This window comes from Rubripirellula lacrimiformis, from assembly GCF_007741535.1.
GTDB lineage: Bacteria > Planctomycetota > Planctomycetia > Pirellulales > Pirellulaceae > Rubripirellula > Rubripirellula lacrimiformis.
Window position 1 is genome coordinate 5,069,696 of record NZ_CP036525.1, and the last position, 17,794, is coordinate 5,087,489.

Annotated in this window: 11 protein-coding genes; 3 read left to right on the forward strand and 8 right to left on the reverse strand. The window is 57.5% G+C overall.

The window, feature by feature from the left end; all coding sequences use genetic code 11:
- Nucleotides 1–585 precede the first annotated feature (585 nt).
- Together tadA and K227x_RS17910 are read right to left on the reverse strand one after the other, a co-directional pair.
- Nucleotides 586–1,077: a tRNA adenosine(34) deaminase TadA gene (gene tadA / locus K227x_RS17905; RefSeq protein WP_145171612.1), complete on the reverse strand. Its 492-nt coding sequence runs from the start codon at nucleotides 1,075–1,077 to the stop codon at nucleotides 586–588.
- On the reverse strand, nucleotides 1,070–1,807 hold the full coding sequence (locus K227x_RS17910) for a DUF1080 domain-containing protein (protein ID WP_218933338.1): 738 nt from the start codon (nucleotides 1,805–1,807) through the stop codon (nucleotides 1,070–1,072). Before K227x_RS17910 ends, tadA begins: the two co-directional genes overlap by 8 nt.
- Before the next feature lie 189 nt (nucleotides 1,808–1,996).
- Between K227x_RS17910 and K227x_RS17915 the strand changes: the two genes are divergently transcribed.
- Nucleotides 1,997–2,395 (forward strand): VanZ family protein, encoded by a 399-nt coding sequence (locus K227x_RS17915; protein ID WP_145171616.1) that lies wholly within the window; start codon nucleotides 1,997–1,999, stop codon nucleotides 2,393–2,395.
- Nucleotides 2,396–2,538: 143 nt separating this feature from the next.
- Here the strand turns inward: K227x_RS17915 and K227x_RS17920 are convergent, their stop codons facing one another.
- Nucleotides 2,539–4,020, reverse strand: coding sequence for a DUF1501 domain-containing protein (locus tag K227x_RS17920; RefSeq protein ID WP_145171618.1), 1,482 nt, complete (start codon nucleotides 4,018–4,020; stop codon nucleotides 2,539–2,541).
- A gap of 3 nt (nucleotides 4,021–4,023) precedes the next feature.
- Nucleotides 4,024–7,413, reverse strand: coding sequence for a PSD1 and planctomycete cytochrome C domain-containing protein (locus K227x_RS17925; protein ID WP_145171620.1), 3,390 nt, complete (start codon nucleotides 7,411–7,413; stop codon nucleotides 4,024–4,026).
- Nucleotides 7,414–7,732: 319 nt separating this feature from the next.
- Between K227x_RS17925 and K227x_RS17930 the strand changes: the two genes are divergently transcribed.
- Nucleotides 7,733–10,261: an alpha/beta hydrolase-fold protein gene (locus K227x_RS17930; RefSeq protein WP_145178063.1), complete on the forward strand. Its 2,529-nt coding sequence runs from the start codon at nucleotides 7,733–7,735 to the stop codon at nucleotides 10,259–10,261.
- A 102-nt stretch (nucleotides 10,262–10,363) separates the two neighbouring features.
- On the opposite strand, the gene sugE is transcribed toward K227x_RS17930, so the two are convergent.
- The 4 genes from sugE to K227x_RS17950 form a co-directional block, all read right to left on the reverse strand.
- Complete coding sequence (gene sugE, locus K227x_RS17935) at nucleotides 10,364–10,684, reverse strand: quaternary ammonium compound efflux SMR transporter SugE (protein WP_145171622.1); 321 nt, start codon at nucleotides 10,682–10,684, stop codon at nucleotides 10,364–10,366.
- A gap of 387 nt (nucleotides 10,685–11,071) precedes the next feature.
- Nucleotides 11,072–12,052: a Gfo/Idh/MocA family protein gene (locus K227x_RS17940; RefSeq protein WP_391540381.1), complete on the reverse strand. Its 981-nt coding sequence runs from the start codon at nucleotides 12,050–12,052 to the stop codon at nucleotides 11,072–11,074.
- Nucleotides 12,053–12,369: 317 nt separating this feature from the next.
- Nucleotides 12,370–13,776, reverse strand: coding sequence for a DUF1501 domain-containing protein (locus tag K227x_RS17945; protein ID WP_145178065.1), 1,407 nt, complete (start codon nucleotides 13,774–13,776; stop codon nucleotides 12,370–12,372).
- A 1-nt stretch (nucleotide 13,777) separates the two neighbouring features.
- Nucleotides 13,778–16,300 (reverse strand): DUF1553 domain-containing protein, encoded by a 2,523-nt coding sequence (locus tag K227x_RS17950; protein ID WP_145171626.1) that lies wholly within the window; start codon nucleotides 16,298–16,300, stop codon nucleotides 13,778–13,780.
- A 415-nt stretch (nucleotides 16,301–16,715) separates the two neighbouring features.
- On the opposite strand from K227x_RS17950, the gene K227x_RS17955 reads away from it, so the two are divergent.
- Complete coding sequence (locus K227x_RS17955; RefSeq protein ID WP_145171628.1) at nucleotides 16,716–17,777, forward strand: alpha/beta hydrolase; 1,062 nt, start codon at nucleotides 16,716–16,718, stop codon at nucleotides 17,775–17,777.
- Nucleotides 17,778–17,794 lie beyond the last annotated feature (17 nt).

Here is a 17,794-nt window from a genome sequence, read left to right on the forward strand (position 1 = left end):
AGAGTGCCGCCCCTGTGGCCGACCCTCGTCATCCCAAACGCCGGAAAACTCCCGACGCGACCCGCTCCGTTCTCAGCTGACCTCGGAAACTCAATTCCGTGGTTCCGAATCACCCCCGTAAAGAGGCTTGCTGTTCTGGAAAACTTCGGGTTGTGCCGGTAGTATCGGCCAGGCCATGCGAAAAGGCTTAGCTTGTTTAGGCATAGAAGCGGCAAAAGTGCGAGAATCTGCAAAACCCGCACAAATTATGGCCGCGTTGGGCTGGACCAACGTCGGACTTTCCAGCCTAGGTAATCTAGGGAACTTCCGACCTGCCAGAAGATGCCGTTTGATTCCGATCCCTGCGGGCCCCAGCCAACGCCTACGGTCGATGCGTTCCGAAACCGAGTATCGCGACCAGCGGAACCCACGCGTTGCCCAGCGGAGCTGACAAGCGTCCCGTCGTGGACGGCAGCGAGTCGCCTGCCACCATCTTGGTGCGAGTGGACGCGATCAGGGACACCGGCGCGGTGGGATCGCCCCCTCTTCCCCTCGACGCGGATCCGGACGATCAAACTCGAACCAGGCCAAGCAGGTTCCGGCCGGCTACTTCTTTCCCATCGCCCGCTTGGACGCAAAAAACTCGGTCAGTACACGTCCCGCCTGATCAGCCATGACGCCGGACGTCACCAAGCATTGGTGGTTCAGCCGTGGATCGGTCAGCACCTGGTACAGACTCTGGACGGCGCCGCCCTTGGGGTCAGCGGCACCGAACACGATCCGGGGGATACGTGACTGCACGATCGCACCGGCGCACATCAAACAGGGTTCCAACGTGACGTACAACGTGCACCGTTCCAGTCGCCAATCGTCGATGGCGGCGGCGGCCTGAGTGATCGCGATCATCTCGGCGTGCGCGGTGGGGTCGTGCAGGGATTCACGTTGATTGGCCGCTGCGGCGATCATTTCACCATCACGCAGGATGACCGCCCCGACCGGGACCTCGTCCGCCGTCGCGGCGGCATAGGCCTGTTCCATCGCCCGCTGCATCCAGTGGGCGTCAAACTGGGCCAGCAACTCTGCATCTTCGCTACTCATCTTCACTCGCTCGCAAATCGGCGGCCTTTTTTGCCTCGGCCAATTCGGCCTTCGAGAGGGTCCGAACGCGAATTTTCCGATACTCTGCGTCGCACTGGTACGCCGCTAGCCCGATCGGTTCGCATAGTTCCATCCCGAATCGCAGATCGAACGTGTGATTCAAGCGTGGCTGTTCGACCGAGATTTTGTCATCGATCCAGCACTGGATCTGATGCGGGTCCACACGCACGCGGACTTTGTACCAACGATTCATATCGAAGGTTTGGTAATAGGTTTGTTCGTTTTCGCTGGCGTCCATCCCGTCGATATTGCTGATCCCGACGACGCCGCCCCCCCATCCGCCTAGGACATAGGTCACATGGCTATCCCCCACGGGGAAGGTCAATCCACAAAAGAAATCGAACCCATCGGTGCGGCGTGCTTCCAGTTCGATCTCGAAGCTGTCCTTGGCTGCATCCCCCGTCCAATGAACTCCCGTCAACGGATCCCCCACGCCCATCTTGATCGAGTTGCCTTTGATTTCGATGGGTCCGTCGCCACCGAACTGAGCTGCTTTCCACGATCCCTTCAGCTCCCGCCACTCGGTGGACGGGGTCGCGGACGAGTTTCCCGGCTTGGTCTTTGGTTCTGTCGTAGTTTTCGGATCCGATACAGGCGGCTGATCGGCGTTTAGGACACCGGTAGTCGCCAGCAGCGCGAAAAACAGGACACAGCAGATAAATCGATTCACGACAGACACCTCTAAAGATCGATGGAAACGTACGCCGGGACTACCGATTATTCCGGTCGCGCCGATCATGATTGACGCGGATTTGACGCGGGTCAGGAGACGATTGTGCAGCGAATTCGACAACCATTCTTTCGCGCGGTGGCCACCACGGCGGCGACTGTGCCAGCTTACTCGATCGAAAACTATCCCATGCGCCCGGTCACAAAAATATCGCTGCTGGGAATCCGGTTGGCCATCATTGCGCTGGCGATCTACTGGATCGCAATTTTTACCGGCACCCACCTACCGGCGGTCTCGGACTTCTCACCGCGAATGAACGACAAGATCAAGCACTTTTCGGCGTTCTTCGGGCTGGCCACTCTGTTGTGCTATTCCACCACGTCATCGAACTTGGTCAAGCGTTTCGGGACGATCGCTGCCGTGATCGCGGTCTACGCTGCGTTCGATGAATTCACACAGCAGTTCATTCCGGGACGGACAGCCGATCCGTACGATTTCATTGCAGACATGGCAGGCGCTCTGACCGCGATCGCGGTCTACATCGTCGTTCGCTGGATGCTGGCATCCAAACGCACCCCGGCGGTTTGACGCACAGCCCACGACGGCTGGAAAGATGCGGATCAATCCCCGACCGCCGTTCCGGTGGCTGGGCGACAGGGGGTCTCGCTTGCTGAACCGGCGTTTCGGGGTACAGGAAAGTTCTAGTTCGTTTCTTTCAGGCGGCCTGTTCGTCAGGCCAAGACTTCTTGGATCACGTGACCGTGGACATTGGTCAGCCTGAAATTGAATCCCTTGTAGCGGTACGTCAACTTTTTGTGGTTGATGCCCAACATGTGCAGCACGGTGGCATGGAAATCGTGCACATGGAACGGGTCAACGGCGGCGGTGAAACCGAAATCGTCGGTCTCGCCATAGCTGCTGCCGGCCCGCACACCGCCACCGGCCATCCACAACGAACCGCTCTTGGTGTGATGGTCCCGTCCGCTGCCGCCCTGCGACATCGGCGTCCGACCAAATTCACCGCCCCAAATCACCAGTGTGTCTTCCAACATTCCGCGCTGCTTCAGGTCGGCGATCAAGGCAGCACACCCTTGATCGACTTCTTTGGCCCGATCGGTCACGCCCTTGACCACTCCGCTGTGGTGATCCCATCCGGTGTGGTACAGCTGGATGAACCGAACTCCACGCTCGGCCATTCGCCGTGCCATCAAGCAGTTCGACCCGAAACTGCCATCGGGTTTCCCAGCGACTCCGTACAACGACTGCGTCTCGGCGCTTTCGGATGAAAAATCGGCCAGCTCTGGGACGCTGGTCTGCATCTGAAAGGCGAGTTCATATTGGTTGATTCTGGTCGTGATCTCCGGATCATCGGTCCGGGCGTGATGCAAGCGATTGATCGCCTGAATCGAATCGATGGTTTGTCGCTGAGTCGACTGGCTCACTCCCGCTGGCGAACCGAGGTAGTTCAGCGGCTGTTGGCTGCCATAAAATTCGACACCCTGGTGCTTTCCAGGAAGGAATCCGTTGTGCCACGCCGTCGTGGGGATCGGTTGCCCCAATGGTCCGCTACGCATCACAACAAAATCCGGCAGATTGGCTGATTCCGATCCCAATCCGTACGACAACCACGATCCCATGCTGGGGCGACCGGCCAAACTGAAGCCGGTGTTCATGAACGTGTGCGCCGGATCATGATTGACTTGATCCGTTTGCAAAGTTCGCACCACGCACAATTCGTCAGCCAATGGCTGCAGGTTCGGCAACAGGTTCGATATCGCCTGACCCGATTGACCACACTTTTTGAAACCAACGTCTGTGCCGAAACATTTCAGCGCCTCGTACTGCAGAAACGCCAACTTGACTCCGGCCGTCAACGACTTGGGAATCGGCTTTCCATTCAATTCCCGCAACATCGGTTTGTCATCGAAGGTCTCGAACTGACTGGGCCCGCCCGACATGTACAAATAGATCACACGCTTGGCGGTCGGCGGGTGATTGGGAAACCCTGGGCCGGTTTGTCCTGATCCCGAGCCGATCGAATCACGACTGCCGATTCCCCCGCTGGCACCACTGGTAGTCGTTTCGGCCGCCCAAGCGTCCGATTGCCCGTTCAAAGATCCCAACAGCCCCGCCAGCGCAGCACCGCCGATGCCGTGGGCGGTGCGCGAGAAGAAGTGACGCCGAGTGACGTCCAATGCAATGCGTCGATGCATGGTTTATGACCGGTTCAGGAATTCGTGGAGGTTCAGGATCGTGCGTGTCACAACGGTCCATGCCGCGATCTCGGTGACGTCGGCGCCGTCGGCAAGCGGAGTCTGCCCGATCGCGACAAGTGCCTGCGCGTCGTCAGGATTCGATGCGTAGTGAGCGCGTTGACGGCGCAGCAGTTCCGCCAAGACCTGGTGTTCGTCGGACGTGGGAGACCGCTGCAGAGCAGTCTGAAACGCAAACTCGAAACGATCGCCATCGATCTTGGCTTCGTCGTCCGCACCGGCGTCAACGGAACCCGGGACATCCGCACTAGCGTCTGCCCCCGAGGTCGCATTCGAATCTTGCGGCGCAGAATCCAGTTCGCGGGTCTCCGTTGTGCGGGTCTCCAGTTCGCGGGTCTCCAGCACACGGGTCTCCAGCACACGGGTCTCCAGTACGCGGGTCGCAAAAACACGGGCCGCCTCGACGAACGTCGGGTCGTTCAACAATGCCAATGCCTGGCCCGGCGTGTTGGTGATGTTCCGCATCGCCGTACACTCCTGCCGCGTGGGAGCGTCGAAAGCCAACATGGTCGGATGGATGTTCTGTCGTTTCCAGAACGTGTACATGCTGCGGTGGTACTGATTGCGATCTTCGCTGGTATTCCAAGCCAGGTGTCGGCTGCCGAACATGACTTTGTCTGAACGGGTCCAATAGGCACTTGGCTGATAGGGAAAGAAGCTAAGGATTGGCACATCGCCGGACACTTTCAGCAATCCCGCAGCGTCCAAAGCCGAATCACGAATCGTTTCGGCAGGCAGTCGAAAACGACTTTGCCGGGCATGCCAACGGTTGCTGGGATCACGTTGACGCAGATCATCGCTAGGCTGCGAATCGAGTCGATAGGCATCGGTCGACGTCAACAGTCGGACCATGTGTTTACGGTCCCAACCACTGTCGCGAAACTCGGTCGCCAACCAGTCCAACAGCGCCACATGCGAAGGCCACGATCCCTGTGTCCCGGCGTCTTCCAATGTTTCGCTGATGCCTCGGCCAAAGAACGTCTTCCACAGTCGATTCACATACACTCGTGCGGTCAACGGGTTCTGGGCATCGAACAACCAATTCGCCAGGTCCAGTCGGGTCGGACGTCCCTTGTCCGTCGCGATCGTCCCCAGAAACTCGGGGATCGCCGGCGACACGAGCGGCCCAGCGGTGTCTTGGTAGTCGCCCCGATTCAACAGCCGCGTTTCCTTCCGTGTTTCCGATTGGCGCGACACCAACACCGGCATCGCCGCGGCACGGACCCGACCCAATTCCGATTCCAACTTTCGCAATCGATCCATGGACGAACCGCCGGTCGATTCACGATAGGCATCGATGACAAGTTCTTGTTGCACATCATCGCGGCTTTTCGAATCCGCCAATACCGATTTGGCGACCTGTTCGGCACGCGACTGATAGACCTGGCGATTCATGGGCGTTTCCCACCACTTTCGAATCGCGGTTTCGCCCAACTGCAACGCGGTCGCTTTGTCTTGCCGTACTTCCAGACCGCTGTCGCCCCACATCACCGATCCGTCAAAACTAAGCCATGCCATCCCAACGGCTTCAAACGATTGACCGCCGACCGGTTGGATCATCTGATCGAAGGGGACTTCTAGCCGCACCCATCCCGATTCCTGGGGCAGATCCCCCATCCGCTTGACTCGCGCCGGATCGCTCCACGGGTACGTCTTTGACAAGGCGCCGGATGAGTCGTTTCCCCAAAAATACGTTTCGTAATTCGCTGTTCGCCAACCCACGCGGCCATAGTCACCGTGGCTGATCTGAAAGCCGATCATTTCCGGTCGATCATCGGCATCCAACCAAACGTCGACGAACCAGCGGTCTCGCTTGGCATCGGATTTTTGGGATCGTTGATTGATGTATCCGGTCATCAGTTCAGCCACGTGGTGGCGGCGCAGTCCACCGCCATCGGCGACATCACGGCGAGCCAACCGGCCCGCGACCGTTTCCATTTCGAAGCGGCCTTCGATGATTCGAGCCCACGGTATCTCGGCCCCGATCCAGACAAATCCACCGTGATCCTGTTCGCTCTTCAATTTCGCCCGGGTTTCCGTTTCCCAGGCATCGAATGCCGAGCGGCTAAATTCGGATTTCGTCGGACCGGAACCATCTGCATCCTCGGCCAAATGGCTGGACATGTTCTCGGTGATTTCGGCGATCTTCGCCATCAGTTGCCGGTCTTGCTGGGCGTCGTCATCGGATGCATGGACATAGTGCAGCGGTTCGCGACGATCGCCAGGCGTGTACACCCCGGCTTCGACCAAGTCGTCAAAGAAGGCAGCTAAGCTGTAGTAGTCCTTGGCCAGGATAGGATCGAACTTGTGATCGTGGCACTCGGCGCAGCCGGTGGTCAGCCCCAGCCAAACCGTGCCCAGGGCTCGCACGTGTTCGCCCTTTAGTTTGTACAGCTGTTCGGTTTCGATCGCCCCCGCTTCGCAGTTCGTATTGACGATGCGGTTGTACCCGGACGCCACCAGTTGATCGCTGGTGGGGTTGTCCAACAGGTCGCCTGCCAATTGTTCGATCGAAAACTGATCGAAGGGCATGTTGCGGTCGATCGCTTCGATGATCCATGCGCGATAGGCACCCGAAGCAATCGGTTCGTCACTGACCAATCCGCTGGTGTCCGCCCAACGCACCAAGTCCAACCACTGCACCGCCTGGTGTTCGGCATAGGCCAGTTCGTTCATCCATCGGTCGCGAAACGCCAAGAACGTTTCATCCGTCGGCGATTGTTCGATTTGCCGGACTTCGGCGGCCGTCGGTGGAATTCCTCGCAGATCGAAACTTAGCCGGCGCAGCAACTGCCGCGGCGAACCTCGGCCGACCGGCGTGACCCCTTGATCCTGCCATGCCGACTGCAAGAACGCATCCACGATTGCTGCCTTTTGCGACTCCCCGTCTGCGTCCAAAACTTCGGCTTTTGAAACACCCATGTCCGGTGCGTCTGGACGGCGTAGTGGTCGCCAAGCCCAGTGTTGCTGGTAAGTGCCGCCCTGCTGGATCCATCGCCGGATCAAATCTTGATCGGCGGGCGAAATCTGTTTTTCGGTTTCCGGAGGCGGCATCACTTCGTCCGGGTCGTCGCTGACAATCCGCCGCAGCAGTTCGGACTCATCGGGCTTCCCCGGGACCAATGCATCGGAATCGGTGGCACCTTCTAGCGTGTCCAGTCGCAATCCTGCCTTGCGGTTGGCCTGGTCAAAACCATGACAGTAGAAACAGTTCTCGCTTAGAATCGGTCGAATATCACGATTGAACTCCAGCGGATCATCGGCTGACGCGACACACGCCGTCCCGGCGGCAACCGCTACGGACACGATCCAAAACAACGCAGTGATTTTCATGGCGGGCGAATCGGTAGCGAACGAAGCAGAGGCAGAGGGAAACAGCCTATGTTACACCTTTCCCGCACCGATCAAACCTCTCGCTTGATTAGCATGGGCCTGGACCCCGACAATCATCAGCCCCCCCTTTGCCAAAGCCGCTCTGCTAAAATCGGCTCGCTGCCAACCTGTGTGCCGGCGGTCCGGCCCCACTGGAATAGCGACCAATCGGTGACTCGCTGTGTGGCTGCCCCCCCTTCCTGAACGCCCCCGCTAGAACGAAACGTCCATGCAATCCATTTCTTTTTTGCCCCGCCCCCGCGCTGCTTGGGCATGCCTGATGGCAGTCCTTTCGCTTCACTGCGTCGCCCTTGCAGACGATCCGAAGGGAACCTTTACCGACGGAACGTTCAAGGACAGCCAGCTGTTTCCAGGAACAGAGCGTCAGTACAGCGTTTACATTCCACCGCAGTACCGATCGGACCAGCCCGTGAAGTTGATGGTCTTCATGGACGGAAAGAACTATCGCAAACAAGGTGGTTCATTTGACGTGCCCGCGGTCTTCGATCGGTTGATCGAAGAAAAAGCGATGCCCGTCACCGTTGCGGTATTCGTCAATCCCGGAACCGTCACCGCATCGATGCCGGGCACCAAGAACCGTAGCAATCGATCCTTTGAATACGATTCATTGGGAGACCGGTACGCGAAGTTTCTGACCACCGAATTCCTTCCCGTCGCGTTGGAAGGGGTCAACGTATCGACCGCCCCGGCTGACCGTGCGGTTTGTGGAATTTCGTCGGGCGGGATCGCCGCGTTCACCGTGGCCTGGCAGATGCCCGAACAGTTTGGCAAGGTGATCAGCCACATCGGTAGCTACACCAACATCCGTGGTGGATGGGCGTACCCGGGATTGGTCCGCAAAACCAAGAACGATCCCAAACCGATCAAGGTCTACCTGCAGGAAGGCAAAGACGACCTCAGCAATCTGCACGGTAACTGGCCGCTTGCCAATCAAGACCTCGCCGCGGCACTTCAATTCGCAGGCTATCCCTACAAATTGGTGATGACCGACGGTGGTCACAGCGGCAAGTACGCAGGCCAAGAATTCCCAAATGCGTTGCGATGGCTGTGGGACGATTCCGCTGAATCGGACAATGTCCCGTCGCCTGCGACGAAGCCCAAATGGCAGCCGCATCCCGATGCGATCGCTCGCGATTCGGTGCCCACAGGCAAAGTCATCGAGATGCCCGAATTTGAATCCAAGGTATTTGCTGGCACCACCCGAAAATGGGCGGTCTATGTCCCAGATCAATACAAAGCTGACCAGCCAGCCGCGCTGATGATTTTTCAAGACGGCGAGCGAATGCGAGACACCAACGGCCGATGGCGAATTCCAACGGTCTTTGACAACCTGATTGCCGGTGGCGAGATGCCGCCCACAATCGCTGTGTTTATCGATCCCGGACACGAAATCGCCAAACCACGACGCGGCAACAAATCATCCAATCGCAGTTTTGAATACGATTCACTTGGCGATCGCTACAGCCGTTTTCTGTTGGACGAGATCATTCCAGAGGTCAGCCAGCAGTACAACCTTTCCAGTGATCCGAAGATGCGAGCCATCGGCGGATCCAGCAGCGGAGCGATCTGCGCTTTCACCGCGGCATGGGAACATCCCGATCAGTTTGGCAAAGTATTTTCAAGCGTCGGCAGTTTCACCAACCTGCGTGGCGGTGATGTCTACGCGTCTCTGATTCGTAAAACCGAACCGAAACCCATCCGCGTCTACATGGCCGATACCAGCGGCGACGTCGACAATGCATTCGGCAGCTGGCCCTGGGCCAATCAACGAGTGGCCTCGTCGCTAAAGTACATGGGATACGATTCGCGGCTGGATTGGGCCGAAGGTTATGCACACAATGCCGACTACGGGAGCTCGCGATTTCCTGATGCGATGCGTTGGCTATGGCGAAACGAAGATCACAATCCGGTCATCGACACGTCCGATGATTTGGGAGGCGACCTGACACTGTTGAACCTATTGGTGCCTGGAAAGACATGGGAAGTGGTCGCCGAAAACATCGGGTTCGCCGACGCCCCCTGTACCGATGATCAAGGCAACTTTTACTACTGCGACATGAAGGCACCAGCGGTTTACCGAGTCGACGCGGTCAGCGGAAAATCGTCCGTGATCGCCACGGAATCCGTCAGCGGATTGGAATTCGGTCCCGACGGTGTCCTTTACGCGTGCCAAGGATCCAAAGACCGAGTGATCTCGATCGATCCCAATAACGGTGATGTTGCAGTCGTCGCGTCGGGTGTCAAACCGAACGACATGGCCGTGACGGCTGATGGATGGATCCTGATCACGGAAACACGCGACCACAAAGTGACTCGCATCGATCCCAAGAATGGTGACGTCGCCACAGCCGACCTCGGCATTCAACGTCCCAACGGCATCGCAATCTCCCCCGACGGCGGCACACTTGCAGTCTCGGACTACGGCGGCCCTTCCACCTGGACATTCCGAATTTCCGAAGGCGGCGAACTGGATGCCAAGATGCCAAGCATGCCAATGCGGCTGGCGATCGACCCAGAGGGTGAATTCAATTTCAACCAACCGCCACCGTACCAAACGGCTTCGCGCGGGGATGGCATGGCAGTCGACCACATCGGTCGCTACTACGTGACAAGCGAAGTTGGTGTCCAGGTGTTCGATCCAACAGGTCGACCCTGTGGCGTGCTGCCGAAACCGGATTCAAGCCAACCGCTGACCAGCTGTATCTTGGCCGGTCCCGACCATAGCTACCTTTACGTCACCAACGGCACGACGATCTTCCGTCGTCCATTGACCGTGACCAAGCCGTAAAGCGGTCCGACGTCACAACGATCGTTCCAAGGGGAACGATCGTCAGGCACGGCGATCGGGCAACAACCCAAATCCCACGCGGATGAGCTAACCAGCCATCCGCTAGGCGGTTGCGGTTAACTTCAGCCCGATCACACCGACGATGATCAGCAGCACAAAAAACACCCTGCTTGGACTAGCCGGTTCGTCCAGCATCAGGACTCCGAACAACACCGTCCCCACGATTCCGATCCCGACCCAAACGCCGTAGGCGGTCCCCACCGGCAGCGAACGCAGGGATACCCCCAGCAATCCAAAGCTGGCGATCATCGCGGTGATGGTCCACACCGTCGGCCACAGTTTCGAGAACCCGTCGGAATACTTCAGCCCGATGGCCCAGCCGACTTCGAACAGACCTGCGATAAAAAGAACAAACCAAGCCATGGCTTACCCCGTTGACTGCAGGGCCGTCCCTGATTGTGGTCGGAGCGGTGGGGTCGTCCCCACTTCCTAGAGAATGTTTGGGCTTCGGTCGCACCGAGATGCGAAGCACGATCCACGCATCCGTTGATGCATGGCGAGCCGCCGACACTTTGTCGGCATTTGAAGCCGGAACGTGCCAGCGATGGAATCCACAGGATGCGGTCATCACCGGCACAGTAGAATCGTAGCCACGCAGGGCAACGTGTTCAAGGCGATAGCGTTAGCCCAAAACAGACAAGCGATTGAGCCCCCCCTGCCTCATCGCCCGCTGCCTCATCGCCCGCTGCCTCATCACGACGTTCAGGATTGGCGATGAGGCAAAAGAAGGGAAGTCGTCGATCGATACGATTATTCCGTCGCCGATTCAAGCAACTTGGTGGCTTCGCGTTCGGCGGCCTCGACGACGTCCTTCACCTGGATCGGTACACCACCGGCATCCTTGCTGGCCTGGGCAGCCTGCATGAACGCATACAGTTCGATCGTTTCCTGTGGTTCGATCGGGACGACTCCGGTGCGGAAGAACTTGGCAATCTGGACGACAAGCGCCTTGTAGCCTTCGTAGGGTCCGATGTCCTCGACGGCCTTCTCACCAAATACCAGGCCACCGTAGCCCGACTTGCCATTCTTGATTCCGCGGAACGTGCCAACACGTCCGTCGTTCCAAGTGCCAACGGCTAGCTCGTAGTCATCGGTGGACGTATGCGTGACCGATTCGCAGCCCACACCCATGCAGGTGTACAACGTTTCGACGCCGTGGATGCCGTACCAGTAAAGGTCGGTGTGCGAAGGTTCGATTGAACACGGGCTGTAACTACTGCAGCCCAACACACGGCCAACCTTGCCGCCACGAATTGCCTGAGCACCGGAGCTGTACCGAAGCGAGGAACTGGAGAACATCGGAACGTCGTACTGCTTGGCCGCTCGAAAAATGGCGATGACCTCGCTCAAGTTCGCACCGGTCGGCTTGTCAATGAACACGGGCTTGCCAGCACGGAAGACCTGCAACGCCTGATTCAAGTGCAATGTCCCGTCGTTGGTTTCCAACAAAATGCAGTCCACCATCCCCAACAACTGTTCGATCGAATCGGCAATCGTGATGCCCATTTCTTTCATTTGTTCGGTGTACTTCGGGATCCGGCTCGCACTGGATTCAATCGCCGAACTTCCAAACGGATACGCGGCTACGACCCGAAACCCCGACATCGGGTCACCCGTTGGGTGATCGCCATTGAATTCTTTGGTGAAGGCTGGAACGTGTGACGTATCAAGCCCGATGATCCCAATCCGAATGGTCTTGGATTCCGAAACTTCTTCAGCGGCCATGGTCATAGTGCAAGTAAGGAAAGCGGCAAGAAAAAACACAGGTACACGCATCAGAGAGATCCAGTGGTAGAGGAATGCAAACAAGATTACAGGAACAAGGTGTTGCCATCGTGAGCGGCGTTTCAGTTTGGTCGAATTTCAACCGGGCCCATCGGCCTGCTGATTTGGTAACCCGATGCCTAAGCGAAGGATTCGATTCCGCCACTGCCTTACGCGTCGAATCGTGATTCTAACGCTACATTCTCGGCAACGACGAAGTCAGCAGGCCGCCATCGGCCAAAGGTTCATCCCAGCCAACCCGGATGTTCCGTCGTGATAACGCACTAGGTCAGAATCCCCTGGACAACCTTGCCGGCAACATCGGTCAATCGAAAATCACGACCGGCGTGCTGGTAGGTCAATTTCAGGTGATCGAGCCCCATTAGGTGCAGAATCGTGGCGTGCAAGTCGTGGATATGGACTTTGTCTTTGACGGCGTAATAACCGTATTCATCGGTCTCGCCATACTGGATCCCAGTCTTGACTCCGGCGCCGGCCATCCACATCGTGAATCCTTCGGGGTTATGGTCTCGCCCGTCTCGGCCCGATCCCTGACAGGTCGGCGTTCGCCCAAATTCGCCGCCCCACAACACCAATGTATCTTCCAGCAATCCGCGGTTCTTCAGATCCTGCAGCAGTCCAGCGATCGGTTTGTCGACTTCGGCGGCATTTTGCTCGTGCCCCTTTCGCAAATTCCCGTGCTGGTCCCACTGGACCTCGGTGTTGCTATGGGTGACCTGAACAAATCGAACGCCGCGTTCAACAAACCGTCGTGCCATCAAACATTGGCGACCAAAATCTTCGGTCACTTTGGAATCGATTCCATAGGCTTGGTGCGTCGCTGCGGTTTCCGTGGCCAGATCAAGCGCATCGGGCATTTCGGACTGCATCCGGAACGCCAGTTCGAATGATTTGATGCGGGCTTCCAGGCTAGAATCCGGTCCAGACGTTTCTAGGAAGTCACGGTTCAGCGACTGCATCAAATCAAGCTGCAAACGCTGTGACGTTCGATCCAACCGAGTGTTCTGGACATGCTTCACGCGAGCCTGATCGGATGGCTGACTGGCGATCCCCAGTGGCGTCCCCGAATGGCTGGCAGGCAGGAATGCGGAGCTCCAGTTTTTGGTGCCACCGTGAGCCAGCGTGGGACAAATCGTGATGAAGCCCGGCAGATTTTCATTCTCGGTACCCAGCCCATACGAGATCCATGACCCCATGCTAGGCCGCAGAAAGACATCACTGCCCGTGTGGATCTTCATGCAGGCGCCGCCGTGAGCCGGATTCGAACCGTGCATCGAATTGATGATGCACAAGTCATCGACACACTGTGCGACATGGGGGAACAGTTCGCTGACCTGGATGCCACTTTCGCCATAGGGACGAAATTTCCAAGGCGACCCCAACAAGTTTCCCGTCGGCGCGAACTGAACACGTGGCTTATCAAACGGCAGCGGCTTGTCGTCGTCCTTTTGAAGCTGCGGCTTGTAGTCAAAGCTGTCCATGTGCGACGGGCCACCCTTCATGAACAGAAAGATGATCCGTTTTGCCTTGGCAGGAAAGTGCGGCATCGGGTTCCCCGGCATCGCCACTCCGCTGGCGGCCACGCCTTGATCCGCCAACAGGGATGCCAGCGCTAAAGACCCGAACCCCGCACTGGTCGTCTTCAATAAATGTCGTCTGGAGACCGCCATTCTATCGGACATAAAGAAACTCGCTGGATGAGAGTACGGCTTGGCAATACGCTTGCCAGGCCTTGCGGTTTGCGTCAGTGGCGTTTGTTCCCTGGTCCGCCGATTCCGCTGGGAAGGCGTCGATGAACTGTCGCGCGATCGCAACGTCATGCTCGCTTGCCGGGCGACCGAAGGTTTGTCGATAAATCGCTTGGATGCGCTGATCAAAATCTGTCGACATCCCCAGGATGCGATCCGCAACCGAATCAGCGATCTCGCCCATCAGGTCCGAATTCATCATGAACAGTGCCTGTGGTGCCACGGTGCTGACGTTTCGGTCCCCGGTCAGGACGCTGGCATCCGAGTAGTCGAACAAGCGAAACATGTCGTACAAGTGGTTGCGTATGACCGGCACGTAGATCGATCGACGCACGGTATCGTAGCTAGACTTATCGTCAGAGGTGTGGTTAAAAACGTAGGCACGGTTGTCGTAGGCCAGTTCGCTGCCACCGGTCTTCAGATCCAATTTCCCGCTGATGGCAAGCAGTCCGTCGCGAATCGCTTCGGCTTCCAGACGTCGAAGATTCTGACGCCAATACCATTGATTTTCGGGATCCAATTCGATGTTCTTCGGATCGTAGTCGCTTGCCATTTGATAAGTCTGGGAAAGCATGATCGTTCGGTGCATCGATTTGACGGACCAACCTCTTTCGACAAACTCCGTCGCCAACCAATCCAACAGTTGGGGATGACTCGGCGGGCTCCCTTGGATCCCAAAATTATCGACCGTCGTGACCAGCCCTTTCCCAAAGTGACCACGCCAAATCCGGTTGACCATCACGCGAGCGGTCAGGGGGTGATCGGGACTGGCCAACCAGCGAGCAAACTCTAGCCGGCCGCTACGGTCATCGGGTAATTCAGACTGATCGGTCGGAACCAGGACCTGCGGGAAACGCCGGGGCACGACGTCGCCCAATGTCAGGTGGCTGCCGCGAAGGTGAATCGATGTGTCCGCCACTTCACCGTCAATCACTCCCATCGCTTTGGGCAGTTCGGGAGCTTCCTTTTTCAGTTCAACCAATTCGTCCCGCAGCGTTTTCAACTTTCCGGTCGTCGACTGGTCGAATAGTTTTTCCCGCTCGGCAAGAGCCAGTTCTTGCTGTTTTGGTTCCAACGTTTCGGTAGCGTCTGCGATGAACTGGTCAATCCGTTTCTGTTTCGATTCCACCTTGCGATCGAAACATTCTTGCTGTTGAAGTTGTTGCGGTGACGCAATCTCGTTTTCGTGCCAGACCGCGACAGTCTTGTAGCTGTCCATGGTCTGCGTACTTTTGAAGATCCCCGCCAAACCGTAGTAATCATGGTGGCTGATCGGATCAAATTTGTGGGTATGGCAGCGGGCACAGCCCAGCGTTAGCCCCATCATGGATCGGCCAATGGTATCGATCTGTTCGTCGATGATGTCCATTTCCATCTTGGCTTCGTCCTGTTCGGCCAAGAACTTGGGCCCCAGAACAAGAAAGCCTGTGGCGATCAAGCGTTCATTGCGCTGCTGGTAACTATCGCTATCGGGCAGCAGATCCCCGGCCAACTGCTGGACCACAAATTGGTCATAGGGTTTGTCGTTGTTGAACGCATCGACCACGTAATCGCGATATCGCCAGGCGTTTCCATGCGCGACATTTTCGTCCACACCGTTGGAATCGGCGTACCTAGCGATATCCAACCAGTGACGGCCCCATCGCTCGCCGTAATGGGGCGAGGCGAGCAAACGATCGACCACGCGGGCGAACGCTTGGTCCGAATCATCGGCTAAAAACTGATCAATCTCTTCAACCGTCGGTGGCAAGCCGATCAAATCGAAGGTCGCACGTCGAATCAAAGTCAGCTTGTCGGCCGCAGGAACCCGAGTCAAACCGGTTCGTTGCAGGCCGGCGATGATGAACGCGTCCACTGGGTTGTCGATCCATCCGGAATGGCGATCGCTGGCTGCAACGGCCGTCGTCATGCCATCGATTTCGGGTGGCGTGGTTCGAACCGGAGGTTGAAATGCCCAGTGTTGCCGCCCTTCGTCCAAGTCGACATCACCCGTGCGACGAATCAGCTTGACGCTGCCCGAATCCGGATGCGGTGCGCCCATTTCGATCCAACGCGAAATATCAGCGACTTGTGCATCGGACAGCTTCCCCTCGGGCGGCATCCGCAAATCGTTGTCGCGATAGCCGACGGCCGTGATGAATAAACTGCGCTGCGGTTTGCCGGGAACGATCGATGCGCCCGCATGACCGCCTTGCAGCATGCCTTCCAACGTGTCGACTCGCAAACCGGATTCTTGCTCGTCATCCGAGTGACACTCGTAGCAGTGGTCCACCAGTACTGGACGGATCTTCGATTCAAAGAATTCGATCTGTTTGGCGGTCGCCTGCTGGTCCGGTTGGGCCGCGGGCTCTGCTGACTGCGCGAAACGACCGTGCGGGTCGATCCCGATGGATATCCACAGAACGACGAACGGCAACCACTTGGGGCAAGTTAGCGGCAGATGCATGGCGGATCACCTATCCATCGGTGTTTCAGGTACCACAATCAGAAACAGTCGCTGGTCGAGCGGACGATTGATTCGGTCAAACATCCCGCTACAGGCCGTGCTGACAAACCATGCGGGTCTGGCAGCAATGATCTGGATGAAGCGGAAGAAAGGTCGTCAGAACTGAATGGGGCGGGCTTTAGGTGGGAACTGCAGCGAACCGTTGATGGTGGTTTAGCCCAGGCACATTGGATTCGCAGCGGTTGGTTTGGATTCCCAGTATAGAGCAAGATGATGGGCCAAGGGGAACCGAAGTTGGGGATCCCGGGTGATCGCAACAACACAGGCCTGATATTCGACTAAATTGAGGAGACCGGATCAAAACGATTCGTCGGCCCACTGCACTTCCCCCGCCCCACCCCGAGAATGACCTGTCATGCCCTTCCGATCTGTACTTCATTCCCCCCAACCGTGGATTTCGCGTGCTCTGTACGTTGCTGTTTGCTTGTCCGTGCTTCCTGCCCAGGGGCAGGAACCAACCGCAAAAGCAATCGAAAACGGCAATTTCGTTGTGGGCCCCGACTACACGATCGCTGCCGAATTGACCGACCTTGGGAACCCCAAAGGTCGTTTGTTCGAATTCAAGATGGCGTTGGCCGACAGCAAGATCTTCGATGGCACCGATGCGACACTCAGCCCCCAAAAGAAGGTACGGAAAGCGCGTCGGATCGTGGTCTATGTACCGAACGCTTATCAAGACGGAACCGACGCCCCAATTCTGGTGATCCACGACGGGCCCAACCGCCTGGACTTGGTCCGAAACGCACTGGACAACCTCACCATCAGCAAAGATGCTGCGCGACGATTGCCAGCCTTCATCGCGATCGCGGTTGAAAATGGTGGTGACGACAGCAAGGGCAGCCAGCGAGGCCTGGAATACGACACGATGTCCGACCGGTTGGCTCGTTTCATCAACGACGAAGTCTTGCCCGCCGTGCTGAACGATCCCGAAATCCGCGCCGCCTACCCCAACATCGCGATCACCAAAGATCCGTGGGGTCGCGCGGTGATGGGTTGCAGCAGTGGTGGCGCGGCCGCACTGACAATGGGATGGTTCCGCCCCGACCTGTTCCGTCGGCTGATCACCTATTCGGGAACCTTCGTCGACCAACAGGACGACGATGCACCGCAGGAAGCGGACTACCCGTTGGGCGCGTGGGAGTATCACTCCAGCATGAAGTTGATCGAAAACAGCGAAAAGAAACCGCTTCGAATTTTCACCCACGTTTCCGAGCACGATTTGCGGAACAACGATCCCGAAGAAACCTATCACAACTGGGTGATGGCGAACGAGCGAACCGCCGCAGCCCTAGCCGCCAAGGGATACGACTATCGGTACGTGTTCAGCCGCGGCACGAAGCACTGTGACCGAAAGGTGTTCGAGAAAACACTTGCCGACACGTTGGTGTGGATGTGGCAAGGCTATCAGCCTCAGTAACGCTAAGCCCGGCCCGT